Origin of the sequence: Bifidobacterium anseris, assembly GCF_002860345.1 — a bacterium.
Lineage (GTDB): Bacteria > Actinomycetota > Actinomycetes > Actinomycetales > Bifidobacteriaceae > Bifidobacterium > Bifidobacterium anseris.
The window spans coordinates 511669-537204 of sequence record NZ_NMYC01000001.1 but is presented as its reverse complement, the minus strand read 5'-3'; the positions used below and the strand labels follow the sequence as shown (position 1 = coordinate 537204).

The 25536-nt window shown below is 61.1% G+C and carries 21 protein-coding genes and 1 pseudogene; 18 read left to right on the top strand and 4 right to left on the bottom strand.

Annotated features, from left to right (window positions below):
* The first annotated feature begins 17 nt into the window (after nt 1–17).
* The 13 genes from CGZ88_RS02305 to CGZ88_RS02245 all read left to right on the top strand — a co-directional run bounded on the left by CGZ88_RS02305 (nt 18) and on the right by CGZ88_RS02245 (nt 15820).
* Nucleotides 18–3119 (top strand): bifunctional [glutamine synthetase] adenylyltransferase/[glutamine synthetase]-adenylyl-L-tyrosine phosphorylase, encoded by a 3102-nt coding sequence (locus CGZ88_RS02305; RefSeq protein WP_101670979.1) that lies wholly within the window; start codon nt 18–20, stop codon nt 3117–3119.
* 157 nt (nt 3120–3276) lie between these two features.
* Nucleotides 3277–4239 carry an aspartate carbamoyltransferase gene (gene pyrB / locus CGZ88_RS02300; protein WP_101670978.1) on the top strand — a complete coding sequence of 321 codons (963 nt, stop codon included), beginning with the start codon at nt 3277–3279 and terminating at the stop codon, nt 4237–4239.
* Complete coding sequence (locus CGZ88_RS02295) at nt 4239–4661, top strand: aspartate carbamoyltransferase regulatory subunit (RefSeq protein WP_026645368.1); 423 nt, start codon at nt 4239–4241, stop codon at nt 4659–4661. Before pyrB ends, CGZ88_RS02295 begins: the two co-directional genes overlap by 1 nt.
* Nucleotides 4661–6064 carry a dihydroorotase gene (locus CGZ88_RS02290; protein WP_101670977.1) on the top strand — a complete coding sequence of 468 codons (1404 nt, stop codon included), beginning with the start codon at nt 4661–4663 and terminating at the stop codon, nt 6062–6064. Before CGZ88_RS02295 ends, CGZ88_RS02290 begins: the two co-directional genes overlap by 1 nt.
* 113 nt (nt 6065–6177) lie before the next feature.
* The gene (gene pyrF, locus CGZ88_RS02285; protein WP_101670976.1) at nt 6178–7131 is read left to right on the top strand and encodes an orotidine-5'-phosphate decarboxylase; all 954 of its coding nucleotides are present in this window, start codon (nt 6178–6180) and stop codon (nt 7129–7131) included.
* Nucleotides 7132–7224: 93 nt separating this feature from the next.
* A complete protein-coding gene (locus CGZ88_RS02280) occupies nt 7225–8043 on the top strand; it encodes a dihydroorotate dehydrogenase electron transfer subunit (RefSeq protein ID WP_101670975.1) in 819 nt (272 codons plus the stop codon).
* Nucleotides 8040–9017, top strand: a complete 978-nt coding sequence (locus CGZ88_RS02275) for a dihydroorotate dehydrogenase (RefSeq protein WP_243390036.1) — start codon at nt 8040–8042, stop codon at nt 9015–9017. The genes CGZ88_RS02280 and CGZ88_RS02275 overlap by 4 nt, the downstream gene beginning before the upstream one ends.
* Before the next feature lie 49 nt (nt 9018–9066).
* Entirely contained in the window at nt 9067–9762 is a 696-nt protein-coding gene (pyrE, locus tag CGZ88_RS02270) for an orotate phosphoribosyltransferase (protein WP_101670973.1), read from the top strand.
* 333 nt (nt 9763–10095) lie between these two features.
* Nucleotides 10096–11553 carry an AAA family ATPase gene (locus tag CGZ88_RS02265; protein ID WP_165778684.1) on the top strand — a complete coding sequence of 486 codons (1458 nt, stop codon included), beginning with the start codon at nt 10096–10098 and terminating at the stop codon, nt 11551–11553.
* Complete coding sequence (locus CGZ88_RS02260; protein WP_101670971.1) at nt 11550–12320, top strand: hypothetical protein; 771 nt, start codon at nt 11550–11552, stop codon at nt 12318–12320. The genes CGZ88_RS02265 and CGZ88_RS02260 overlap by 4 nt, the downstream gene beginning before the upstream one ends.
* Before the next feature lie 389 nt (nt 12321–12709).
* Nucleotides 12710–13237: a hypothetical protein gene (locus CGZ88_RS02255; RefSeq protein ID WP_133120874.1), complete on the top strand. Its 528-nt coding sequence runs from the start codon at nt 12710–12712 to the stop codon at nt 13235–13237.
* Nucleotides 13238–13735: 498 nt separating this feature from the next.
* Nucleotides 13736–14848, top strand: a complete 1113-nt coding sequence (locus tag CGZ88_RS09015) for a restriction endonuclease subunit S (RefSeq protein ID WP_279324752.1) — start codon at nt 13736–13738, stop codon at nt 14846–14848.
* A gap of 51 nt (nt 14849–14899) precedes the next feature.
* On the top strand, nt 14900–15820 hold the full coding sequence (locus CGZ88_RS02245; RefSeq protein WP_101671118.1) for a site-specific integrase: 921 nt from the start codon (nt 14900–14902) through the stop codon (nt 15818–15820).
* Nucleotides 15821–15867: 47 nt separating this feature from the next.
* Here the strand turns inward: CGZ88_RS02245 and CGZ88_RS02240 are convergent, their stop codons facing one another.
* From CGZ88_RS02240 to CGZ88_RS02230, 3 genes are read right to left on the bottom strand one after another with little or no spacing between them, the layout of a single operon-like run.
* Entirely contained in the window at nt 15868–17121 is a 1254-nt protein-coding gene (locus CGZ88_RS02240) for a restriction endonuclease subunit S (RefSeq protein ID WP_101670968.1), read from the bottom strand.
* 32 nt (nt 17122–17153) lie between these two features.
* Nucleotides 17154–18848, bottom strand: coding sequence for a type I restriction-modification system subunit M (locus tag CGZ88_RS02235; RefSeq protein ID WP_101670967.1), 1695 nt, complete (start codon nt 18846–18848; stop codon nt 17154–17156).
* Nucleotides 18849–18894: 46 nt separating this feature from the next.
* The gene (locus CGZ88_RS02230; RefSeq protein WP_101670966.1) at nt 18895–22032 is read right to left on the bottom strand and encodes a type I restriction endonuclease subunit R; all 3138 of its coding nucleotides are present in this window, start codon (nt 22030–22032) and stop codon (nt 18895–18897) included.
* A 224-nt stretch (nt 22033–22256) separates the two neighbouring features.
* Between CGZ88_RS02230 and CGZ88_RS09225 the strand changes: the two are divergent.
* From CGZ88_RS09225 to CGZ88_RS02215, 5 genes and pseudogenes are all read left to right on the top strand, one after another.
* Nucleotides 22257–22328 (top strand): annotated as a pseudogene (locus tag CGZ88_RS09225) (zinc ribbon domain-containing protein); the annotation flags it as partial.
* 54 nt (nt 22329–22382) lie between these two features.
* Nucleotides 22383–23489, top strand: coding sequence for a hypothetical protein (locus tag CGZ88_RS02225; protein WP_243390035.1), 1107 nt, complete (start codon nt 22383–22385; stop codon nt 23487–23489).
* Nucleotides 23490–23538: 49 nt separating this feature from the next.
* Nucleotides 23539–23733, top strand: coding sequence for a hypothetical protein (locus CGZ88_RS08820; protein WP_133120873.1), 195 nt, complete (start codon nt 23539–23541; stop codon nt 23731–23733).
* Between the two features lie 19 nt (nt 23734–23752).
* Nucleotides 23753–24193: a GNAT family N-acetyltransferase gene (locus CGZ88_RS02220; protein WP_243390034.1), complete on the top strand. Its 441-nt coding sequence runs from the start codon at nt 23753–23755 to the stop codon at nt 24191–24193.
* Nucleotides 24194–24333: 140 nt separating this feature from the next.
* Nucleotides 24334–24531, top strand: coding sequence for a hypothetical protein (locus CGZ88_RS02215; protein WP_101670964.1), 198 nt, complete (start codon nt 24334–24336; stop codon nt 24529–24531).
* Between the two features lie 62 nt (nt 24532–24593).
* On the opposite strand, the gene CGZ88_RS02210 is transcribed toward CGZ88_RS02215, so the two are convergent.
* Nucleotides 24594–25493 (bottom strand): ADP-ribosylglycohydrolase family protein, encoded by a 900-nt coding sequence (locus tag CGZ88_RS02210; RefSeq protein WP_101670963.1) that lies wholly within the window; start codon nt 25491–25493, stop codon nt 24594–24596.
* Nucleotides 25494–25536: the final 43 nt, after the last annotated feature.

Below are 25536 nucleotides of genomic sequence, written 5' to 3'. Positions count from 1 at the left end.
GCGGGTAGATTGGACCCATGGAACAAGGCACACCGACGAACATCCCCACACGCGACGTCATCCACGCCGGACTGCAGCACATCAGCCGGGCGAAGCAGCTGCTTAGCGACCTGGCCGGCCCCGACGACGGGCGCGCCGTCGCCGTGCTGCTCGGCCAGCTCGCCGAATGCGACGACCCGGACACGGCGCTCGCGAACCTCGTCGACATCCGCCGCGCGCTCGACGAGCGCGGCGAACCGCTGTCGTCGATCGTCGCCGACGAGGCGCAGATGACGCGGCTGATCGGCGTGCTCGGCGCCTCGAACGCAATGGGCACGCTCATGCGCTTCCGCCCCGACCTCGTGCGCGCCGCCGTCACGCCGCCGCGCGACACGGCGATCGTCACGCGCGAGTCCCGCCGCGCGCGCATCCTCGACGCCGTCGGCGCCGACCCTGAGGGCACGACCCCGACTGCAGGCAAGGAGCTCGCCGAGGCGGCAGGCGCATTGCGCGCCGACTACCGCGAACAGCTCGCCGCGATCATGGCGCAGGACGTGACCGCCGGCGACCCGATCGAGATCCAGCCGAAGATCAGCGCCGAACTGTCCGACCTGGCCGACGCGGCGCTCGAGGGGGCGCTCGCGATCGCCAGACGCGAGGTGGCCGGCTCCGAGCATGTGCGCTTCGCCGTCATCGGCATGGGCAAGCTCGGCGCTCGCGAACTCAACTACGTCTCCGACGTCGACCTCATCTACGTCGTCGAACCTGCCGACGAGGCGACCGACAACACGACGCTCACGCGCATCGGCACGAAGATCGCGACGACGCTGCAGCGCGTGTGCCAGTCCGTCGTGGCCGGCGTGGCCGAACAGCCGCTGTGGCAGATCGACGGGGCGCTGCGTCCTGAAGGCAAGGACGGCCCGCTCGTGCGCCGTCTCGAGGCGCATCGCGCCTACTACGAGCAGTGGGCGCAGAACTGGGAGTTCCAGGCGCTGCTCAAGGCGCGCGCCGTCGCCGGCGACGCCGTGCTCGGCGCCGACTACGAGGCGATGGCAGCGGGGTTCGTCTGGTCGGCCGCCCGACGCGACAACTTCGTCAACGACTGCCAGCGCATGCGCGAACGCGTCGAGGATCTCATCGCCGCGCCGCTCAAGGACCGCGAGATCAAGCTCGGCCGCGGCGGCCTGCGCGACGTCGAGTTCACCGTGCAGATGCTGCAGCTCGTGCACGGCCGCACCGACCCGTCGCTGCGCGTGCGTCCCACGCTCGACACGCTTCAGGCGCTTTCCGACGGCGGCTACGTCTCACGCCCGCAGGCGAAGGCGCTGCGCTGGGACTACCGTTTCGAACGCGTCCTTGAACACCGCCAGCAGATGTGGATGCTCAAACGCACCCACCTGTTTCCCGACCTCGGGCCCGGCAACGTCGGCGGCCTCGAACGCAAACGCGCGATCGACCCCGACGAACTCAACCAAAGCCCCGAGATGCACCGTCTGGCGCGCGTCTTCCACATGCTGCCCGAACAGCTCGTCGACCAGTACGACGAGACGCGCCGCGAGGTGCGCCGCCTGCACAACGACATCTACTACCGGCCGATGCTGCCAATCTCGGCGACGAGCCCCGACGAGACGGTCGAACTGAGCGAGCAGGCGACGCTCGAACGCTACGAGGCGATCGGATTCGCCGACCCGGCCGCCGCGCTGCGCCATGTGCGCGCGCTGACCGATGGCGTCACGCGCGCCGCGAAGATCAACCGCATCCTGCTGCCCGCCGTGCTGCGCTGGCTGGGCGAGGGGCAGAACCCGGACATGGGCCTGCTGTACTGGCGCACCCTCGAGGAACGCTTCGGCGGCGAACACGAATACCTCGGCTTCCTGCGCGACTCGCCGTCCGCGGCGAGGCGCCTGTGCCACGTGCTGTCCAACTCCCGCTATCTGGGTGACGCGCTCAACAAGTCACTCGAATCGATCACGTGGCTCGGCGACGACGCGAAGCTGCACGCGCGTCCGCGCGCGAGCCTCGACACGCAGTGCGCGGCGATCATCGACCGCCATTCGCATTCGGAACGCGAGGCGGCCACGGCGCTGCGCGCGCTGCGCCGCCACGAGATCGAGCGCATCGGCCTGGGATGGATGAGCGGCGTCATCGAGGCGCCCGAGATGCTCACGGGCATGACCGACGTGTACGACGCGATCCTCGACGCCGCGCTGCGCTGGTCCGTCGCCGCCCAGATGCGCGAGGACGGCGCCGCGCAGGCGCCCGCCGCGATCGCGATCATCGCGATGGGCCGCTACGGCGGCCGCGAGGTCAACTTCAGCTCCGACGCCGACGTCATCGTCATCTACCGTCCCGCCGCCGGCGCCGACGACGCGACCGCTAACCGCTTCGCGCGCAAGGTGCAGGAGCGGCTGCGCATGCTCATGCAGGGCCCCGTCAGCCTCGAACCGAAGATCGAACTCGACATGGACCTGCGCCCCGAAGGCAAGAACGGCCCGCTCGTGCGCTCCTACGCCTCATGCGAGGAGTACTACCGCTCCTGGTCGAGCACATGGGAACGCCAGGCGCTGCTGCGCGCCCGCGCCGCCGCCGGCGACATGACGCTCGCCGACGATTTCCTGACGAACATCGCCGACCCGCTGCGCTATCCGGACCGCGACCTCACCGACGAGGAGATCGGCGAGATCCGCCGCCTCAAGGCGCGCATGGAGGCCGAACGCCTGCCGCGCGGCGTGCGCCGTGAACGCCACCTCAAACTCGGCAAGGGAGGCCTGAGCGACGTCGAATGGACCGTGCAGCTGCTGCAGCTGCGGCACGCGCACGACGACAAGGCGCTGCGCGTCAACTCGACGACCGAGGCGCTCGACGCGCTCGTCGCCGACGGCCACCTCAACGAGGAGGACGCGCGCATCCTCGGCGAGGCGTGGCAGATGTGCACCGACGCGCGCAACGGCAACTACCTGTGGAGCGGACGCGCCGCGCAGGCCGACGTCCTGCCGGCCGACATGTACTCGCTCGGCGGCATCGCCGTCTACCTCGGCTACGACGCCAACCACGGCCAGCGCTTCGAAAACGACATCCTCGCCCAGATGCGCCGCAGCCGCGAGGTGTGCGAACGGCTGTTCTACGGCGTCGAACAGTGACGCAGGAGACGTCGGGCGGCGCGCTCGCGACCGACGCGCGTCGCGCCAATAGGCGGGTGCGGTTATAGTTGGATAGGTCACTTCGGTGACCACCTTCACATTCGGTCAGAAAGGTGAGTCATTGGCTAGCGAAGCACACACCGCACCCGCCACTTCGATGGTCGGGAGAAGCGTCATCACATTGGACGATCTGTCCATCGCCCAGATCCGCGAACTGCTCGACAAGGCGCGCTACATCGACGCGCACCGCACCCAAGTGGCGCACACCTGCGACGGCAGGGTGCTGGCCACTTTGTTTTATGAGCCGAGTACACGCACGCGCCTGAGCTTCGAAACGGCGATGCTGCGTCTGGGCGGCAAAGTCATCGGCTTCGCCGGCGCCCAGCTCGCCTCCGTCACCAAGGGCGAATCGATCGCCGACACGCTCAAGACCGTCTCCAACTACGTCGACGTCGTCGCGATCCGCCACCCCAAGGAAGGCGCCGCGCTCGTCGCCGCCGACGCCGCCTGTGTGCCCGTCATCAACGCCGGCGACGGCGGCCACATGCACCCCACGCAGACGCTCGCCGACCTCGCGACGCTGCGCTCGCGGTTCGGCCGCGTCAACCATCTGACGATCGGCCTGTGCGGCGACCTGACCTTCGGACGCACCGTGCATTCGCTCATCGAGACGCTGTGCCGCTTCGGCGACGTGCGCTTCGTGCTCATCTCCCCGAAGGAGCTGCGCACCCCGCAGTACGTGCTCAACCGCATCAACGCGACCGACAGCTGCTCGTACGTCGAGGTCAGCGACCTGAGCGAGGTCATCGGCGACCTCGACGCGCTGTACATGACGCGCGTGCAGAAGGAACGCTTCTTCAACGAGGACGACTACCTGCGCCTGCGCGACACGTACATCCTCGACGAGGCGAAGCTCGCGAAGGCGAAGCCGGACATGGCGGTGCTGCATCCGCTGCCGCGCGTCAACGAGATCGCCAAGGAGGTGGACGACGACCCGCGCGCCGCCTACTTCGAACAGGTCAGGAACGGCATGCTCATGCGCATGGCGTTGGAAAGCTCGGTGCTCGGCGACGAACTGCCCGGCTTCGACGCGTACGAGAACAAGGAGGTCATGGCCTGATGGAGGTCACCAGCATCCAGGACGGCATCATCATCGACCACGTGCCGGCCGGCACGGCGCTCAAGGTGCTCGAATACCTGCGCATCAACCCGTCCGCGACGAAGCTCGCGCTCATCATGAACACCGATTCGCGCCGCTACGGCACGAAGGACATCATCAAGATCGAGGACGCGGACACGGCGATCGACCTCGACGTGCTCGGCCTCGTGGCGCGTTCGGCGACCGTCGACATCATCCGCGGCGGCCGCATCGTCGACAAGAAGACGCCGACGCTGCCCGAACGCGTCGTCAACGTCATCACCTGCGTCAACCCGCGCTGCGTGACGACGACCGAGCCGGGCGTCGACCAGGTCTTCTACCTCGACCGCGCCGACGGCGACGTGTACCGCTGCCGCTACTGCGACGAGGAGGCCGAGTTCTGATGGCGATCACCTTCAGGGACATCCGCGTGTGGGACACCGGCGAACGCATCGACCTGATCGTGCCTGACGAAGGACGCGACGTGGCCGTCGACGCCTCCCGGCTGACGGTGGCGCCGGGCCTCGAGGACCCGCACGTGCACTTCCGCGATCCGGGCCAGACGCACAAGGAGACGATGGTCACCGGCTGCGCAGCGGCGGCCGCGGGCGGCTACACGAACGTGCTCATCATGCCGAACACGGTGCCGGCGATGGACGGCCAGATCGTCACGGCGGGGGAGCCGGGCGCCGACGAGATCCTCAAGGCCGGCTGCGACAACGTCATCGACTACCTGCAGCACTACGAGCGCATCCACGACGTGACGCTGCCGGTGCGCTACGAGCTGTGCGTGTGCGCGACGAAGGGCCGCGAGGGCAAGGAGCCGACCGAGCCGAAGGACTGGGCGTGGTACATGCCCGGCAACGACGACGAGAAGGACGCGGCGCAGATCGCGCATCCGGTCACGGCGATGAGCGACGACGGCTCGGCCGTGCCGACGCCGGTGCTGCGCGACGTGTTCGCCAACGTCAAGGAGACGGGGCTGTACCTGATCGAGCACTGCGAGCACCACGACGTCGGCGCCGTCAACGAGGGGCCGGTCTCCGAGAAGCTCGGTGTGCCCGGCATCCCCGAGGACACCGAGCTGGCGATCGTGCAGCGCGACATCGATCTGGTGCGTTCCACCGGCGTGCACGTGCACTTCCAGCATGTGAGCACGGCGATCAGCTTCGAGGCGATCCGGCGCGCCAAGGCCGAAGGGCTGCCAATCACCTGCGAGACGGCGCCGCACTATCTGGCCTTGAGCGATGAGGCGCTGCTCAAGTACGGCACGCGCGCGAAGATGAACCCGCCGCTTCGCAGCGAGAAGGACCGGCAGGCCACGATCGCCGCGATCGCCGACGGCACCGTCGACATGATCGCCACCGACCACGCCCCGCACACCGCCGACGAGAAGGCGCTCGGCTTCCTCGAGGCGCCCAACGGCATCATCGGCCTCGAATGCGCGTTCGCCGTATGCCACACGGTCCTCGTCGACGGCGGCTGGATCAGCGACGAACGCCTCATCGAACTCATGGCCGTGAACCCGGCCTCGCTTATGGGCAGGCATTCGACCGACATCGCCGCGCTGCTCAACACGGGCGCGAAATGCGCGGTGAAACGCACGCTCGACCTGGACGCGAGCGAACACCCCGAGCGCAACGACCTCGTCATCCTCGGCCTCGACGACGCATGGACGATCCGGGCCGACGAGTTCCGGTCGAAGGCGCGCAACACGCCGTTCGACGGCTGGGAGGTCACCGGCAGGCCGTACGCGACGATCATCGGCTCGCGCCTGGCCTCCGGCAGCCTCGACGCGCTCGCCTGACGCGCAAACGCGACGCCGGGCATGCGCGACCCCGCCCGCTCGTCCGGTCCGCGCGGGCGCACCGCCGCGCGAAGCAGAAAACGCCCCCCACACCCACAACCCCAAGGAGCATGATGGACCGCCTCATCGAAGCCATCGAAGACAAACAGAACCCGAGCGTCGTCGGCCTCGACCCCACGCCGGCGCTCGTGCCCGCCCAGGTCATGGACGCCTACCGCATCGAAGCCGACGAATACGTCGAGGAGGACGACGACAACCTCGCCGCAACCGGCGCCGCGGCCGCGTACTTCGAGTTCAACCGCGCGATCATCGACGCGGTCGCCGACATCGTGCCCGCCGTCAAACCGCAGATCGCGATGTACGAGGCGCTCGGCCCGGCCGGCATCGACTGCTACACGATGACCTGCCAGTACGCGCGCCAGCAGGGCCTGTACGTGATCGGCGACGTCAAACGCGGCGACATCGGCTCGACGGCCGCCGCCTACGCGAAGCACCTGACCGGCTTCGACGGCGCCGACGTGTGGCACGAGGACGCGCTCACCGTCAACCCCTACCTCGGCTCCGACGGCATCGAACCGTTCGTCGAGGCCGCCGGGGAGTCCGACCGCGACCTGTTCGTCCTCGTGCGCACGTCGAACCCGTCCTCCGCGCAGATCCAGGAGCTCCAACTGGCCGGCGGCGGCCGCGTCTACGAACACGTCGCCGACCTCGTCGAGCAATGGGGCGCCGGCACGATCGGCCGCTTCGGCTATTCGCGCACCGGTGCCGTCGTCGGCGCCACGCACCCCGAGGAGGGCGCCGCGCTGCGCGAACGCATGCCGCACACCTTCTTCCTCGTGCCCGGCTACGGCGCCCAGGGCGGCACCGCGGCCTCGGTCGCCGGCATGTTCGACCATGACGGCTCCGGCGCGATCGTCAACTCGTCGCGCGGCATCATCGGCGCATGGCGCGACGACGCGCGCTACGACGCGGGCCTCGAACCCGAGACCGCGCTCGAACTCGTCGCCGCCAACGCGCGGCGCGCCGCCGAGGACATGCGCGACCAGTTGCGCGTCGCGCTCGCCTGAACGCGCCCGGCGCGTCCCGTGCCCCGCAGGAAGAGCAATCAAGAGAACGATCCAGAGAAGAGACCAGCAGACAAGAAAGAGGGACAGGAACCCATGCCAACCACAGCGTTTTCCCACACGGTGGAGGATGCCGTATCGAACGGCCGCATGCCGACGAGACGCACCGTCGACGTCGTCGACGTGCGTGAACTGACGCCCGGCGTCATTCGGCTGACGTTCCGCGACGAGTTCATCGCCGAGAACGTCAAGCCCGCGCAGTTCGTCAACCTGTATTCGGCCAACCCGCAGCATCTGATGCCGCGACCCTTCGGCGTCAGCGAGGTCGATGGCGACGACGTGAGCCTGATCTTCGCCGTCGTCGGCTACGGCACCGACGAGTTCGCCCATCTCAAGGGCGGCGACCGGGTGGATGTGCTCGGGCCGCTGGGCAAGCCGTTCGACATCCGCGCGAACGCCGACTACCTGCTCGTCGGCGGGGGACTGGGCATCCCGCCGCTGCTCGAGGCTGCGCAGGCGCTCGCCGGACGCGACGACTGCCGCGCGATCGCCGTGCTCGGCTACCGCGACGCGCATTTCGCCGACGTGTACGCGGCCAAATACGCCGACGAGGTGCACAGCATCGACGAGTCGGAAGGCAACGTGCTCACGCTGCTCGAACGCCTGTGGCCGGGTCTGCAGGAGAGCGGCCGTGAGCTGATCATCCTGTCGTGCGGTCCGACGCCGATGATGAAGGCGGTCGCCGAATGGGCGTCCAAGCGCGGCGTCGACGCGCAGCTGAGCATGGAGCAGCGCATGGGCTGCGGCTACGGCACCTGCGTCGCCTGCACGATCGACACGCGCGACGGCCGCGAGAAGGTGTGCGAGGCCGGCCCGGTCTTCACCGCGCACCAGCTGGGATGGGACAACAAGTGAGCGAGGACAACGTGAACATCGAACAGGAACTCAACGAAACCCCGACGAGCGTCTACGCGCCGCACGAATGGCGCCACGGCACCGTCGTCGCCGGCGTGCCGTGGAAGAACCCGGTCGGCACCGCCTCCGGCACCTTCAACGCGTACGCGTGCGGACGGTTCTACGACGTGTCCCAGATGGGCTCGGTCACCACGAAGGGCGTCTCGCCGGTCGAATGGCTCGGCAACCCGGGCGTGCGCACCGCCGAAAGCCCGGCCGCCACCGTCAACGCCGTCGGCCTGCAGAACCCCGGCGTCGACCATTACCTCGCGCACGACCTGCCGTATCTCAAGGACCTCGGCGCCACCGTCATCGCGAACGTCGCCGGCCACTGCGACGACGACTACGCGCAGGTCGTCGAAAAGCTCGCCGACTCGGACGCAGACATGCTCGAGATCAACGTCAGCTGCCCGAACGTGACGCACGGCGGCATGTCCGTCGGCACCGACCCGGTCGCTTTGGCCAAGCTCATGGACCGGCTGCGCCCGATGACCGACAAGCCGATGATCGTCAAGCTCACGCCGAACGTCACCGACATCGCCGCGATCGCGCGCGCCGCCGTCGAGGGCGGCGCCGACTGCCTGAGCATGATCAACACGCTCGTCGGCATGCGCATCGACATCAGGACCGGCGAGCCGATCATCGCCAACCGCACCGGCGGCGTGTCCGGACCCGCCGTCTTCCCGGTGGGCCTGGCCTGCGTGTGGCGCGTGCGCGCCGCGCTGCCCGACATCCCGATCATCGGCATCGGCGGCATCGACTCGGGCGAGAAGGCCCTCGAATACCTCTACGCCGGCGCCAACGCCGTCGAGGTCGGCGGCGCCGCGCTGTACGACCCGACCGCGCCGATCCGCGTCGCCCTCGAGCTCGAGGAGCTCCTCGACTCCAGGCCCGAACTGACCGAAAAGCTCGCCAAGGGCGACACCTGGCGCTGAAGACGCCTCCCGACGACACCACAGACCACCAATTCCGGAAGGAGACACGATGTTCGACTCCCTCGACCACCGATTCACCAAGTTCCTGCTCGAATCGAACGCCCTGAAATTCGGCGACTTCACGTTGAAGTCCGGACGGCGCTCGCCGTACTTCATCAACGCCGGCGCCTTCGACGACGGCAGGAAGATCGCGACGCTCGGCGCGTTCTACGCCGAGAAGATCCAGACCGAGATCGACGACGAGCAGCTGCCCGCCCGCATCGACACGATCTTCGGCCCGGCGTACAAGGGAATCCCGCTCGCCGTCGCCACCTCGATCGCGCTCGAGCTCAACTACGGCGTCACCGTCGGCTACACCTTCGACCGCAAGGAGAGGAAGGACCACGGCGACGGCGGCACGATGGTCGGCAAGCCGCTCGACGACGGCATGAACGTGCTGCTCGTCGACGACGTGATGACCGCCGGCACCGCCGTGCGCGAGGTCGTCCCCAAACTCAAGGAGCAGGCCGACGTCAACATCGTCGGACTCGTGCTCTCCGTCGACCGCATGGAGAAGACGAAGGACAGCGATCTGTCCGCCGTGCAGGACGTGCAGAGGGAGTTCGGCTTCCCGGTGTTCGCGATCGCGAACGTCAAGGAGATCTTCGCCGCCGGCCGCGAACTGCCCGACGACGAAGGTGCTCCGTACGTTTCCGACGAGATCGCGAAAGCCGCCGAGGAGTACCTGACGCGGTACGGGGCGTGAAAGTGCTCAACGGTGCCAAAACCGCGGCTCCCCGTCCGGAAATGAATCCGGCGGACCCTGCCGCTATACTGATGATGTAGTCAATATGCGGTGATGTATTGACGATTTTTCGCTGATGCCCCTCCTCGGAGGGGCATCATGCGTTGTGCCCCAGGGATGCGTACCGGCGTAGCTGTCTCTCTCGCCACCGAGTCCACTGGCATCGAATCCGCATGCGCTCGCGGACGGCGACACCACGATGTTGCGTAGATAGCTCATTTGGGATACAGTAACTGATGAATCGCGTTTTTTTATCGTGATTCGCAAAGAAACTAAGAAATGAGGACAGCGTTCATGGCTCGATTGCTGGCTCTTACATTGCGCAACATCAGGAACATCGGCAACGGTGAGATCACGTTCGAAACGTTGCCATCCGGCGGCAGCATCACCGGCATCTATGGTGCCAACGGCAGCGGCAAGACGTCCGTGCTTGACGCCATCCGTCTGCTTCGCCCGACCATCAGCGGCGAACCGCTGCCCGAGGATGCGGCCGAACTCGTGTCCATAGGCGAGAGTGAGGCCGAACTGTCCGCGATGTTCCGCGTGTCCGTTGATGGCGGCGCGCGATATCTCAAGTACACGGTCGTCTACCAGTGGACTGACGGCGTTCTTCGTATTGCGCAGGAATCGGTGTGCATCGGCGATTCCGAACGTCGACTCGGGCGTCCGTTTGTGCGGTATACCGTTGATGAGCGCAATCGTCTCGATTTGTCACCGATCACCAGATGGCAGAGTATCGTCGCTGCGGTCGATGACAAGGTGGCGGTGGCGCTTGGGGAACAGCGTGCGTCGCTCGAGCGCCGTTCGTTCCTGTTTTCGGATACGTTCCTTGATTACCTGCGAACGGCCGCGGAAGGCGGCATGAAGCCGCTGGCGAAGGACGTTCAGCGTTGGCTCGCGCACTATCCGTCGGCATTCGCCGTCATGAAGGAGCTGCGATTCTGGGCGCGTACACGCATGTTCCTGCTGTCGACCCAGCACAACTCGATCGTCAGCTACAGTCTCCTGCCGATTTCCGTCCCGAGCGAGACGGGGCGTCCGCGTGAACTGGTGTTTTCCATGGACGGCGTCAATAATCTGACCGATGCCGAGCTGGCGGACCTGAATCATAGCCTTGACGACTTCAACCAGATCATGCCCTATCTGGTCCACGGCATGACGCTCAAGGTCAGGAATATGGGAACCACCATTCTTCCTGATGGTTCGTCCGCCAACGAGGTGGTGCTGATGAGCGTCCGCGATGGGGTCGAGGTGCCGCTCATGCACGAATCGGAAGGCGTGACGCGCATCGTGGGCATGCTGGCCTATCTGATTCGCGCCTATAACGATCCCGACGTGCTCGTGACGATAGATGAGCTTGACGGAGGTGTGTTCGAATACCTGCTCGGCGAGATGCTGCATGAGTTCTCCCGCAACGCGCAGGGACAGCTGATCTTCACCGCGCACAATCTACGGCCGATGGAACGTATGGATTTTCCCCAGAAGACCATCGTGCTGTCCACGCTCGATCCGAATCACCGTTTCATTCCGTACATGACGGTGGGTCGCACGAACAATCCGCGTCGCCAGTACATTCAGGCGCTCCAGAGCGGCGGCAAGGTCGCCGATCTCTACAAGTGCACGTCACCGCAGATGCTCGGCGTCGGATTCACGTTGGCCGGCGGCGTGGACGAACGCACCGAGCAGGACGTGGAGCACGGGCTGCGGTCATTGGAGCACGTTCCGACCAATGATCTGGAGAGGATGCTATGAGCCGCCGCAGAATCGTGCTGCTGCTGGTGGAGGGGGAGAGCGACGCCACGTTGCTCACTCCTTCCTTCAATGCGCTGTTTCCGACATTGGATATGCCTCATCGGACGCAGGGTGAACCGTTGCGCTGTGATGTGACCACGGTGTCGTTGTACCCGGACGATGCATGGGTCAATGGGCTCAATCCGCGGGACAACGCGCCGACAATGGTGCGTAAGACGGTGCAGGAGCGCATCGCGAGGGCCGACTACACGAAGGCCGATGTGGCTTGCGTCGTGCAGCTCATTGATCTGGATGGCGCCTTCATCCCGTCCGGTCGCATCATAGAAGATCGGAACTGCGAGCGCATCGTTTACGGTGAGCATGACATCACCGTTCATGACAGATCACAGCGTCTGCAGTTGTGCGCGCTCAAGCGCAGAAACGTGAACGCCTTGCGTGGCGTGACCGAGATCGTGAATGTTCCATATCGGCTGTTCTATGTTTCCAGAAACCTCGAACATGCCTTCGCCGACCTGAGCGGCACGGTGAGCACCGGTCGCAAGAACCAGACCGCCGCCAGACTGGCGGCCACGTTCGTGCAGGAGCCGGACAGATTCAAGGACGTCCTCACCCGCCTCTATGCATTGCACCGTAATGAGGCCGGTACCGCCGAGGTGAGCTGGAAGAACTCTTGGGATGATGTGATGAAAACCGGCTCGCTGCTATCGCTGCATCGTGGTTCGAACCTGTGGTTCCTTCCTGGTTTTGTGAGGGAAATTTCGAAGTAAGAAGCTGACTGCCCGCGCTGCGGTACGCGCATCCGATGTGGTGAACACGGCTGCCTTTCGTCTTACGATGCACACCATGACGGCGTTTTCGCAAGGCGAGAGGCTGCGGCGTCAGTCGTGCTCCTGCGTCATCTGCTCGGTCAGCATGCCATCATCCTTGCGGTAGATGAACGTGCAGGACTTGACGCGCCGCATCATCTAAATGCGCGGCCGGACGCAGAAGGCGGTGATCTGCGCCAGACCTACGTTTGGCATCCTGACATGTCAACGGTCGCAAAGGACGCCTCACCATGCGCTTGGCGTGACCAATCATGCTGATGACGACGGAGGATGCCTTGAGGCCGTCATCATGGTGAATGACAATCTCGTCGGTTGAGAGGAGCTTTGCGATGCATGGTGCCGAAAAGCGCAGAGGAGTCGTATTCAAAGGCATGGCCGGTGTTCTGGCCGCTGTCATGATGTCATGCGGAATGAGTGACGTGGCGCTCGCGTCTGATATTCAGACGGACATGCCTTCCCATGGGCAAGTTGAAGGAATGGCTTATCCGCAAGCGTTGAACACGGAAGCGTTACGGAGACTGCTTGATCATTACGAGAGCATCCCAGATATAGTACTGGAACAAGGCGATGTAGCCTTGCAGGCTTGGAAGGAAGCCCATCCTCAGGAAGGGCGGGCCGGTTTTTGGGGCTGTGCTGCCGCAGTGGCGGGCGTAATCGCGACCACAGCATTCCCAGCGGCAAAGATCCTGAAAATCAAGAAGCTCATCAAGGCGCTTGGCGGTGTACGCTCCGCCATCAAGATCATGGCTGGAGCCTCCTTCAATTATGAGAAGCTCAAAGCGCTTGGTGGCGCGGCCGCAGCTCTCGCTGCCGAGCTCACCGGCATCGGAAGCGTGAAAAGCCAATGCTTCGCCTGACATCGAAACGTGCTCATCTGTGGGGTTGGACCACTGCGTTTGTATCCATCATCCTGCCCATAGTGGCGATTACGTGCTACCTGCTATGGCATGATGCGCTGCTCGCGTGGTTGATAGCCGCGCCGGGTGTGTTCTCATGGCCCGGATCGACAGTCAGAATGCTGCGGAGGATTGTAACCGAACGTGAACGTTCGGTCGGGCAGGAAACAGGGGAGAAGGCTGCTGGATGTCGCCTGCAAAAGTGACGACGGATACTAAAGGCGCGGTCGTCTGGGCGCTTGGCGAACAAGATGTCGTTGAACAGTCCAGCGCATGAGTGATGTCACGCTTTCCACGGTTTCATCTTCATGCATGCGCTCATGGCAGCGCCCGGCTGCTGCTGTTCTTCGACATCGTGCTCAACTCGCGCTGATGAAGGCGGAAACTGGAGTAGCGGGCGCACGCGCTCGCGGACGGCTCGCCAAACGGTCGAAGGAACTGATGACATACTCCTGATTCATCTGTTACGCTTGGGAGCAGCGCAAGCTCGGTGAGATCGCAGAGGTAGTTGGCGGTGGAACGCCTGATACAAACAATCCGGCATATTGGAATGGAAGTATCAACTGGTTTACGCCCGCTGAAATTGGTTCAAGCACATATGCGACTGACAGCAAAAGAAAAATAACGGAGGAAGGGCTGCAGCATTCTTCCGCAAATCTTCTCCCAGCATATCGAACCATACTGTTCACAAGCCGAGCCAGCATAGGACTTGTGGCGATCCTGACAACCGATGCTTGTACTAACCAAGGCTTCCAATCGCTTGTGGCCTCTGATCAAACGGACGTACTTTTCCTTTATAGCTTATGTGATCGAATTAAGAGGCAGGCTATACGAAATGCGGCAGGTTCAACTTTTTTGGAAGTATCCGGAAAGCAACTCGCCAAGATACCGGTTCAAGTTCCTTCTCTGTCTGAACAACGTCGCATAGGAAAACTCTTTCAAGTCATCGATACGCTTATCGCTGCCGAGAAGCGTAAGCTGATCCTCCTGAGAGACAAGAAGTCGGCGCTCCTGAGCCAGATCTTCGACCGGAAGATGAGATTCAAAGGCTATACTGATCCTTGGGAGCAGTGCAAGCTCGGTGAGATCGCTGAGATAGGAACCGGAAGTCACAATACTCAAGATGGCCATCTTGATGGTCGCTTTCCTTTCTTCATTAGATCGGATCAGAAACTTTTCCTTGATTATTACGACTATGACGAGGAAGCAATTTTGATTCCCGGTGATGGACGTATAGGTCAGATTTACCATTACATGAACGGGAAATATGCGCTGCATCAACGGGTGTACCGCATCAAAGTGAATTCATCAGTGGATACACGATTCATCTTGTATCTCATGGAGGCGTGTTTTCGTAAACATGCCTTAGCCATGAACTCACAAGGGACCGTGCCATCTCTCAGAAAACCAATATTTACCGAATGGAGCATTGGCCTCCCCGGAGACAGAGATGAGCAGATAAAAATCAGCAAGCTTTTTAACCAATTGGACAACCTCATCGATGCCGAGAGTCAAAAGGTCGATCTGCTGGAGCTCAAGAAGAAAGCTCTTCTGCAGCAGATGTTCATCTGAATGCATATGTTCCTTTCTGCCATGCAGTGGTTGCATGGCAGAAAGGAACATATGTACCGGAAACAACTTCTGACTCGTTACTTTGCCGAATGGGTCGATACGTACAAGCGAGATGCCGTGACGCCCATCACCTTGAACAAGTACCTCATGACGTTGCGCCATCTTGAGGTGCTCGCCCCGGAAGTGACTTTGGGTGAACTGAGTCGTCTGGAATACCAACGCATTCTCAACGACTTCGCTAAGACGCATGAGCGGCAGACAGTCATGGATTTCCACCATCAGGTCAAGGCCGCCATTGTGGATGCCGTGGATGAGGGAGTGCTGCGTAGGGATCCAACGCGTAAGGCGGTTGTCAAAGGCAAACAGCCCCGCGCGAAGCGTCCGAAGTATCTCAATCAGTCTGAGCTCCGCGCGATGCTTGCGGCCCTGCAGCTTGATGACGATCATCTTACTGATTACCTACTTCTTCTGGTCGCCAAGACCGGCTTGCGGTTCGGAGAAGCGCTTGGACTGACTCCTGACGACATTGATTTCCAAACACAACAGATCAATGTAGGGAAGACCTGGAACTACAAGAATCCGGAAGGCGGCTTTGCGCCGACTAAGAATCGCTCCTCTCGGAGGAAAGTCCGCATGGATTGGTCACTCAGTATGCATCTCAAGCAGCTATGTGCCGGCCGTGATTCGGATAAGCCGATATTCGTTATCGAGGGCAAGCGCGTGTTCAACGCCACCGTGAATGACAGGCTGAAGGCTGTCTGCAAGGAATGCGGCATTCCTGTTATCACCGTTCACGGCTTGCGCCATACGCACGCGTCATTGCTGCTCTATGCAGGAGTCTCCGTGGCTTCGGTCGCCAAACGACTTGGGCACTCCAACATGGTGACGACGCAAACGACATACCTGCATGTCATCAAAGAGCTGGAGGCCAAGGACACCGACAAGATCATGCAGTTCCTGAGCACACTGTAGCCGCTGTGGGGGGCTTTCTGCTACGTAGAGAGCCCCTCGCCGGGTCACTATGCAAGCATTCGCTCAAGAAGTGCTTTCTTCTGATCTACTAATATGTTAACTTTCTGATTTTCGGCAGCGATGAGCTTATCATAACAACTTAGTAACTTTTCTATAGCATTTTGTTCCTTGAGTGAGGGAATCATGATAACAGCGTTACCGACAATACTTTTATTGAGATTATTTACAGCACTTCCAGCAGCAAGTCGCCGATACTGTGAAATCATAAATTGCGAACCCAAGGCTTGACACAAGAATGACGGATTGACCTTAGAGCGGTTCGTTCTTATCAATAACCAACCGTCATGTATACATCCATCAATACCCATAATGTATGGGCGACCAAATGACATTGAGTTGGAAAGTATTAAATCTCCCGGATGCACACTCCTTGTTTTAGGCAAGCCTTTAGGTTTGATTCTTTCAGAAGTACTCGTGATAACATTTCCCAATGAGGGCGCGTCGCCAATCTTTACCCAATTTAAGCCACTTTTATCAGTGGTAGTGTACTTACTAATAGGCCTAGGGGATGCACCTCTTTCAATGTAAGAGATATCTTTCATCCTATATCTCTTCCATTCTTTTTGATAGCCCTTAAAACGTACTTTTTGACTAAATATTTCTTGCATGAGTCCTGATTTCTTTGTTCTCAAGAGGTTCAGCTTACGCTTCTCGGCAGCGATAAGTACATCAAGCTTCCTCAAGAGAGCGCCGATTGCTGTTTGCTCAGCAAGACAAGGTGACGCAATAACGGTGTTCGTCAAAGCTGTTTTAGAAATGGATATGACTTTAGTGCCTTGCATTTGCGGGAGCAGTTGTTTGCGATAAGCGGGAGAACTGAGATAGTATCCTAGATATCCTGTCCCAAACTTAATTCTGCCGCGGACAGCAATGGTATGAAGACCTGCGAGGACCTTGCGATTCCCGACGTCAAATAGTTCCACACATTTACCTGCCGTTTGGTCTTCGGCAGTGTCCGCAATCACTATATCGCCGTCCATAAGTAGATCATTTCTGTACACATCTGCGAGCGATGGATCTTTCAAAGTCGGCAATGTGTGAGTGTCAATTGAAAAACAACAATCATAATTTACTAAAATATCACCATAATGAATATCGACAATGCCTGTACTGCACGGCTGAAGACTCGCCCGTGAATAACTATTTGTCTTCAAAAAACCAAAGATGGACGAGAACTTGCGCTGCTCCCAAGCGTCAGTGAATCCTCGGAAACGAAGTTTGGGCTGTAGTTTTTTGGTCATGATGTTCTGTCCTTTTGCTCTCCGTGGTGTAATCACTGGTTGTCGTCATCGGTCTGATCCGTTGGGACGAGCTCGTCGAGCATGGCTGCGAGTTCATGTTCCAGTCGGGCGATTTCTTCGCCCACTTCCGCGAGCTGACGGTTGACGTCGTCCAGATCGATCGGCTCTTCTTCCTCGAATGTGTCGACGTATCGGGGAATGTTGAGGTTGTAGTCGTTGTCCTTGATCTCGTCAAGGGTGGCGACGTGGGCGAGCTTGTCGACGTCCTGACGGTTCTTGTAGGTCTCGAAGATGAGATCGATGTCTTCCTCACGCAGACGATTCTGCTTCTTGTCTTTTTCGAAATGCTGGGACGCATCGATGAAGAGGACATCGTTGGTCTTGCGATCCTTACGGAAGACGAGGATGACGGTGGGGATGCCGGTGGAGTAGAAGAGGTTCGACGGCAAGCCGATGACGGCGTCGAGGTAGTTCTTCTCGATGAGGGCCTTGCGGATCACTCCTTCGGCCGCTCCGCGGAACAGCACGCCGTGGGGTAGCACGATCGCCATGCGGCCGCTCGGTTTGAGGTGGTAGATGCCGTGTTCGACGAACGCGTAGTCGGCTTTCGATTTCGGCGCGAGCTTGCCGTAGTCCTTGAAGCGGGGATCCTTCAGCTTGGATTCGGCGTTGTCCCATTTGAGTGAATAGGGCGGGTTGGCCACGACGGCGTCGAAGAATTCAGGATGATCGATGCCGTTTTCGTCCATGCCGTTGGGCCAGTCTGATTCCAACGTGTCGGCGCAACGCAGATCCATGTACTGGTACTTCACGTCATGCATCATCAGGTTCATACGCGCGAGGTTGTAGGTCGTACGGTTGATCTCCTGGCCGAAGAAACGCACGCGGGCGGATTCGGGTTCATTGGGTTCCGACTTGAGCTCATGTTGGACGGTGAGTAGCAGGGAACCGGAGCCCATCGTCGGATCGTAGACCATGAATGGGCGGCTTGCATACTCGATGACTTCCCTCGCTTCCTTGCTGGAGTCGGGGGAGGCGTAGGTGACGAGTTTCGCCAGAACGCGGGACACTTCGTGCGGAGTATAGAATTCGCCGGCCTTCTTGCCGCTGTTGCCGGCGAATTCAGCGATGAGGTACTCGTACACATCGCCGAGGATGTCATGTCCGGATTCGTCGTGGAAGTCGATGTCGTCGATGCGTTCGACCAGTTGGGACAACGCTTTGGTGCGTGCCGAGGTGGAGCTGCCCAGACTGGAGTTGGCGAGGTTGATGTCGTCAAACACGTCCTGGAAATCCTCCGTCGCGTTCGTGTTCAGCAGCGCGTTGGCTTTGAATTGGGCGAACATGTTCGGATAGTCCTCGGGGCGAATCTCCTGCTTGCGGACTTTGTTGACGATCGTCGTCCACGTGTATTCGGGGTCGATGGCGTATCCCTGATCCGAAGCGAGATCCGCGCGCCAGTCCTCGATGCCGTCCCGTGCCACTTGGCGCGCATACGCGTTGTTGACGTCCTGCGGATTCGAACTGGTCTCGGTGTCGGTGAAGTCAAGCAGGCCGGAGTCCGCCAGATTCCGTTCCTGACGTTTGGACAGATACCGGTAGAAGATGAAGCCGAGGATGTAGTCGCGGTATTCGCTTGCGTCCATTTTCCCGCGAAGGTCATTCGCCATCGCCCAGAGCTGGGATGTCAGTTCGTGTGCATCGTTCTGCGTGGACGTCGATGTCATGGGTTGTTTCCTCCTGATGTTGTTGCGATCGATGGATTGGTATGGGTCAGCTGTAGTCGGCGATGACCTGATCCGCGAATTCCTGCAGGGCCTTGCGCAGCTCACGCTTGTAGTGGATGGGGGAGAGTGCTCGCACATCCGATTTCTTGGCGTCGGTCTGGTAGAACCTGTCCTTGACGGCGGCGGTAAGCAACGTGGACAGTGATTCGTCCGTGTCGAGATCGTTCTTGCCGATGACGTGCCGGTCGAGCATCGTGTTGATGAGCTGCGTGGCGGTGACGATGTCGACCAGTCCCCAGTCCTCACGGAAACGCAATACCGCATGCCGCCGCGAGTTCTCCATATGGGTGCGCACGATGCCTGTGATGTCGGATGGTTCGACGGGGTAAGGGTACTCGTCCAGTCGGCCTTCCATGGCGTCCTGCGCCGTTCGCCGGATCTGTTCGGCCTGATGCCTGTCCGGCAGTCGATCGATCGCATGCTGCAGGTTCTCCAAGGTCTTGTCGGCCTCCGGTTCCCGGTCGTGCACCTGATTGAGGAGCTTGGCCAGCAGTTCCTCGATGTAGTCGTAGTTAACTTTGACGTCGGTCACGTGCTCGGCTTCGAAGTTCAGATTGGAGGTGTCTATGGGAGAATCCACGTAATCCACTATGATTCGCTGCAGCCCGTAGCGTAGCGAGGTGAGCAGCCATTCGTGATTGTCGTCGTTGAGGTGCAGCTGGCTGAGCAACTGCTCCGGGTGGGACGGATCGTAGTCCGTGTACTGCTTCAGCGCCGCGACTTCGTTGTTGTAGTCGTGCAGCAGTTCCGCAGCTTGCTTTTGCTGCGCCTCGCTGGGTGGGATCTGTGTGAAGTCGTCGGTGAGATCGCGCAACGCGTCGACGATTTTGCAGGTCTGCTCCACTCGTTTCTTGAATGGTGTGGCAAGGACGCCTTCCAGTCCCCCTTCCTTTTCGTCTTCGCCGAGCGAGCCTTGGACGAGTGCGGAATCCGGATTCGCATACACTTTGAGGGCCGCGTCCATGAGACGTTTCGACATGAGCGGCCAACGGTAGTTGACGATGTGTCCGAAGGGTTTGGTCTGCATGTCGTATACGCGGTTGGTGCGCGAATACGCCTGGATCAGGCTCGCTCCGGAAAGCACTCGATCCACGTACAGCGTGTTGACAATCTTCGAGTCGAATCCGGTCAACAGCTGGTCGATGACGATGCCCACGTCCAGTTTGGGGCCTTCGGCCTTTCCGGAAAGCCTGTCGGCCACGTCGTTGAAGTACTCCTCGACGGTGTCGGTGCCGAACTGTGTGCCGAAGGCCGCGTTGTAGATGCGGATCGCTTCCTTCAGTCCGGAGTTCTTGTCGAATTGCATGTCGGAGTTGCTGGTGTCCAGCGAGAACGTCAACGCGACGTTGAGCGGTTCCCGTCCTTGTTGCATCAGCTGCTCGTTGGCGCGCTGGAACTCGGCGAAATACATGAGCGCCATCGGGGCCGAAGGCTTGCCCGCTCCGACGTGAGTGGTGAAGATGGCGCTGTATTTGCCGTTCACCGATCGGCTGTTCCAATGCGATACGACGTCTGCCACCACTGCTCGTACATGCTGTTCGTTGCAGTCGTAGATACCGCTGTCCACCAGCGAATCCACTTCCTCGCCGGTCATGCTGGCGATGCGCATCTCGATTTCCGGATCGGTGAGCGACGGGTTCTTGAGGCGCAACAGGTCGGGGAGCAGCTTCTCCTTGATCTCATCCTCGTTCAACGTGTGTTCGAAGTCCACTTGGAATCCGAGCACGTTCCTGTCGGCGATCGCTTCGCGGATCGTGTAGGCGTGGATGAGGTCGCCGAAGGCCTTATGGGTCAGGTCCTTGTCGAATGCGGGGGTTCCGGTGTATCCCACCCATGCCGAACGCGGGAACTTCTGTTTGATCAGTGGCAGCAGTTCCCCGTTTGTGGAGCGGTGCGCCTCGTCGACGATGAACACCACGTTCTGGTTGTCGACGACGTCAGGCATCGACTTGGCCAGACGTCCCATCTTTTGGATGGAGGTGACGATGATGTTGTTCTCGGTGCGCGAGCTTTTCAGGCGTCTTCTCAGATCGCCGGTGTTGCGCGTATCCGAGATGACGCCGCCGTTGTTGTCCTCGTCGGTGTCGGGATCGTACGCGGCGTAGTTGTCGTAGGTCTGCGAGGTCAACGCGCGACGGTCCACCAGGAACACCACCTTGTTCACGTTGGGAAGGCGTGAGGCGAGCCATGCGGTCTTGAAACTGCTCACGGTCTTGCCTGAACCAGTGGTATGCCACACGTAGCCCACCTCGAGTGGGTCGACGCCGAATACATGCGAGCGCAGCCGTTCGATGACACGGCGGGTGGCATAGACCTGATATGGGCGCATGACCATCAGATGCTTGTGGTTCCGTGCGCCGTCGAGAATCACGTACTGCGTCGCCATGTAATGCGCCATCGGAATGGAAAGCATCCTGTCGCAGAAGTCGCGCCACTCCCACACTGTCTGATTGTCGTCCTCCTTCTGCCAATGGAACGCAAAATCAGTGTTAAAGCTCTTCGCGTCGGTGTTCGCCATGTACCTTGAATCATGCGGCGTCATGCCGATCAGGATCTGCGTGGTCGAGTAGATGTCTCCGAACAGACCTTCACCGATGTACTGGCGGATCTGGTTCAGCCCCTCATAGGCGTCATGCCTGTCCGCCTTCTCCTCGATGTGGATGATCGGCAGACCGTTGATCAGCAGCGTCGTATCAAAACGACGGTCCTGCATGTTGGCCTGCACATGCTCACGATGAATCTGGTTGACGATCTGATAGGTCGTGTCTCCCGCACCCACCTCATCCTGCTTGAAGACCGTCAGAATCATCGGCTGCGATTCGGAATCCTGAGCCTCGTCACGCATCACCGTCACGGTGGAACGACCATTGAATCCATACAGGAAGCGACCGGCATCGTAAGGGGTCTTCAGATCGCAGATCTCGCGTTGCACCTGGGCGAACTCGCCGTCGGTAAGCGGACGCCCCTGCAACGCCTCCTGATTGTTACGCTCCAGGATCTCACGGAAATTTCGCCACATCTGCTCCGTGGTCTTGATGTCGGGACGATACTCCCACTGCTTCGTATTGCCGATGGTCTCCAGATAATGAATCATCTCCGATTCAAAGTCCAACTCTTTAAGCATGAAACCCTCCTCGCGTCATACGCTTGACACGAGCGTAAGTCTATCAGGTGAAATGAGATGCGGGCGACTTTGTTTCAATCCACAACGCGGCTTCTTCGGGAAGGCAGCCGTCGATCATCGGTATACTGTTCCCAGCATCGACGGACCGTCGAGGCAAAACGCATGCGCTCGCGGACGGTCATGAGGGAAACCAGTCGACGACGACGTCAGGGAAGGAACGCGCCATGCCCATGATCCAATGCCCCGAATGCGGCACGCACATCGCCGCCACGGCGCGCACATGCCCCGAATGCGGACATGTCGCGGACGATCCGACACGTCCCATCGGGGAGCAGGAAACCTACGAACCTGTGCCGCAGCTGCAGATCGAAATCGAACGCTGGGATCCGGTCGGCAAGAAGATGGGCATGGCACGCGTGGACGTCGATCCCAAAACCAACAGGAGGATCTGGAAATCGTTCAGCTGGGAGCGGGTGCGGACCACGATGCCGGCATTCGCCGAAGCCGTGTGTGATATGACTCACCATGATACGCAAATGGTCGCGGACATCCCAGACTCCCTCAAGAAGCTGATCGACAACGGGCAGCTCACCTTCATGATAGACAGCAAGACGGGCCAGCCCATGGCGCAATTGAAAGGCGAAAGAGGACGTATCCGTCACCAAATACGGCTTAAGGAGGTCACGACAGAACCCCAATTGCTCATGAACTTGCAGCATCTGGAAACGCAGGCCGCGCTCGCGATGATCGAAGGACAGATGGAGGACATCCACGAACAGATTGTACAGATTCGCGGCGAAATGCAGCAGGACCGGCTCGCCAAGGCGGATGCCGCATGGGATCGGCTCAACCAGGCATTGAAGATCGCGGACGGACGCAGGCGCGAACAAGAGATCATGCTGGCGATCGGAGCGGGCATCGAGGCCAAGCACGCCCTCATGCGCCACCTCCATGATCGTCTGCGACTCATCGAAGACAGCGCTGACCGAAGCCTATGGCAGGTGCTCGTTCAGGATCTCAAAGATGGTCGCATCTTCAGAAATAGGAAGTGGAAGGAAGAGCAAAGAATCACCGAGTCGCTCATGGCATACGACGACCTGGCGGGCATCCTCAACTGCGTCCGTGTGGAAACCGCAGGCCATGTGGCGCTCGGCGACATGGACGCCGCACGATGTGCGCTGAAGGAATGCGCGGACTTCATCGAGACGGAGCGGCTCGACGACCGTGACACGATCCTCAGGATCGACTCACGGCTGCCAAGAGCACAGAAACGCCCCGACGTCGTCGATGAGATTGATGACGCCGCCCAACGCATCCTGCAGTTCAGTGCGCTGACGGCAGGCGAAGACATACCGAGGAATCTGCTTGAACCCTATCGTCCGACGCGGAACGACGAGACATCGGAGGAGGCCAAGATGACACGACAGACGGTGACGATCCGCCGAGCCTCCATGTGAGGGACAAGACGACCGCAGCAGACCAAGAACAAACCGACAAGGAGGAATCATGACCACTCATGAGCAAAGAAACTGTGCGGAATGCGGAGAGCCAATCCCAAGCAAGAACAAGCAGGACCGCTGCGACGCATGCATCGATCAAGCGGTAGGTCGGGCGGAAGCCGGTGTGAAAGTCGGATTACCATTGCTGTCGGCAGCAGTAATCGGCATTGTAAAGCTGGTCCTTAAACTGAAGAGGAAATAGAGCCCACAAAGGAACCCGCATGATCCGCATCATGACCCCCGACGACTACGACGCCGTCGTCGCATGCTGGACGTCGAACGCCGGCATGGGACTCAACACGATCGACGACTCACGCCAAGGCATCAGCCGATACCTTGCACGCAACCCCACCACGAGCTTCGTGCACGAGGACGCCGACGGGCATATCGACGGCGCCATCCTCGCCGGCCATGACGGGCGCCGCGGCTACATCTACCACACCGCCGTCAGCCCCGAACGCCAACACCGGGGCATCGGCACCCGACTCGTCAACGCGACGCTGCACGCGCTCGCGAACGAAGGCATCGTCAAGGTCGCCCTCGTCGTCTTCGCCCGAAACGAGTCGGCCAACATGTTCTGGCAGCGTCTCGGCTTCGACATGCGCGGCGACCTGACCTACCGCAACAAGGCGCTGTGCGAGATCACGCGCATCGACACGTGAAAATCGCATGTGCAATATATTGCAGGGTGGATCGGCGCGCGCATACGCTGGGTATCACGACGACGGACGGGCGCCGCAGCACGGCGGACGTCACGGCGACAGTCGCAACAGCGGTCATGGAGCCAAGCAAAGGAGACGACATGCGCAACCGCATGAAGGAACTCACCGATGAAGAAATCAAGGAACAGCAGGAATACGTGCAGGAGGCCACGAAACACGACACCGTGAACAAGACGGCCGCCGCAAGGGCCGGCGCCGCCCTCGGACGAGCCTGCCACGGCGGCCCCCACCCGATCTGGGTCGAAGACGACAAGAAACCGCAGGCCGAGCAGGAATAACCACTCGAACAATCACACGGTACGTCGTCCGCGCCCAATCGGTGGCGCGGACGACGCGTATGCTACGCGGCGAACGGACGATGCTCGAAGAAGAGGGGAGGGACGTCGCGCTCGCGGTAGAAGTCGTCCCAGCGTTCGAGCACGTCGCGCAGCGGGCCGGGCAGGTAGGAGAGCGCCTGCTCGGCGATGTCGTCGGGGATGCCGTAGGCGGCCTGTGCGATGCTCGCGGCCATCGCGGCCTGCGTGTCGCTGTCGCCGCCGAGCGACACGGCGTTGCGGATCGCGTCCTCGAAGCCGTCGGAGTCGAGGAAGCAGCAGATCGCCTCGGGCACCGAACCCTGGCAGGTCACGTCGAAACGGTAGCCGGGACGGATGCGGTCGACGGACAGGCTCATGTTGTAGCCGTACTCGTGGTTGATGTAGTCGCGGATGCGCTGCCTGCATTCGGCCGGGTCGTCGGCGATGCTTTGTTCGAACTCGCCGTGGCAGCCGCCGAACCAGTAGCGGGCGAGGAAGACCGCGTCGGCGACGGCCATGCCGCCTTTGACGCCTTCGGGATGGTCGTGCGTCACGGCGATCGACCGTTCGGCCAGCTGACGGCCGACGATCGGCATGAAGCCGGTGCGCGCCGTGAATCCGCAGTCCATCATCCAGCCGCAAGGGGAGACGCGCATCGCCGCGCCGTTGCCGAAGCTGCCGATCGGCTCGCAGCTGTCCGAGGCGAGCCAGCGGCGGAAGCGGCCGCCGTAGCCGGCATGCGGGTACATGCGGCCGTACTTTTTCATCGCGTCGATGAAATCGTCGGCGCCCCCGCCGTTCATGATGCCCTCGGCCACGGCGCAGGTCATCACCGTGTCGTCGGTGAAACGGCAGCCGTCGGAGAACAGCGGGAAATCCTTCGTTTTGATCGGGTTCCACTCGTATTTCGAGCCGACGATGTCGCCGATGATCGCTCCGAACATGATGCCCTCCTTTGGTCGGATACGGACCGGGCGTCCTCGCCCG

Bases quoted from the DNA above. Each gene is read 5' to 3' on its own strand.
- CGZ88_RS02305 (WP_101670979.1), top strand. From the start codon at position 18: ATGGAACAAGGCACACCGACGAACATCCCCACACGCGACGTCATCCAC.
- pyrB (WP_101670978.1), top strand. From the start codon at position 3,277: ATGGTCGGGAGAAGCGTCATCACATTGGACGATCTGTCCATCGCCCAG.
- CGZ88_RS02295 (WP_026645368.1), top strand. From the start codon at position 4,239: ATGGAGGTCACCAGCATCCAGGACGGCATCATCATCGACCACGTGCCG.
- CGZ88_RS02290 (WP_101670977.1), top strand. From the start codon at position 4,661: ATGGCGATCACCTTCAGGGACATCCGCGTGTGGGACACCGGCGAACGC.
- pyrF (WP_101670976.1), top strand. From the start codon at position 6,178: ATGGACCGCCTCATCGAAGCCATCGAAGACAAACAGAACCCGAGCGTC.
- CGZ88_RS02280 (WP_101670975.1), top strand. From the start codon at position 7,225: ATGCCAACCACAGCGTTTTCCCACACGGTGGAGGATGCCGTATCGAAC.
- pyrE (WP_101670973.1), top strand. From the start codon at position 9,067: ATGTTCGACTCCCTCGACCACCGATTCACCAAGTTCCTGCTCGAATCG.
- CGZ88_RS02265 (WP_165778684.1), top strand. From the start codon at position 10,096: ATGGCTCGATTGCTGGCTCTTACATTGCGCAACATCAGGAACATCGGC.
- CGZ88_RS02260 (WP_101670971.1), top strand. From the start codon at position 11,550: ATGAGCCGCCGCAGAATCGTGCTGCTGCTGGTGGAGGGGGAGAGCGAC.
- CGZ88_RS02255 (WP_133120874.1), top strand. From the start codon at position 12,710: ATGCATGGTGCCGAAAAGCGCAGAGGAGTCGTATTCAAAGGCATGGCC.
- CGZ88_RS02245 (WP_101671118.1), top strand. From the start codon at position 14,900: ATGTACCGGAAACAACTTCTGACTCGTTACTTTGCCGAATGGGTCGAT.
- CGZ88_RS02240 (WP_101670968.1), bottom strand. From the start codon at position 17,121: ATGACCAAAAAACTACAGCCCAAACTTCGTTTCCGAGGATTCACTGAC.
- CGZ88_RS02235 (WP_101670967.1), bottom strand. From the start codon at position 18,848: ATGACATCGACGTCCACGCAGAACGATGCACACGAACTGACATCCCAG.
- CGZ88_RS02230 (WP_101670966.1), bottom strand. From the start codon at position 22,032: ATGCTTAAAGAGTTGGACTTTGAATCGGAGATGATTCATTATCTGGAG.
- CGZ88_RS08820 (WP_133120873.1), top strand. From the start codon at position 23,539: ATGACCACTCATGAGCAAAGAAACTGTGCGGAATGCGGAGAGCCAATC.
- CGZ88_RS02220 (WP_243390034.1), top strand. From the start codon at position 23,753: ATGATCCGCATCATGACCCCCGACGACTACGACGCCGTCGTCGCATGC.
- CGZ88_RS02215 (WP_101670964.1), top strand. From the start codon at position 24,334: ATGCGCAACCGCATGAAGGAACTCACCGATGAAGAAATCAAGGAACAG.
- CGZ88_RS02210 (WP_101670963.1), bottom strand. From the start codon at position 25,493: ATGTTCGGAGCGATCATCGGCGACATCGTCGGCTCGAAATACGAGTGG.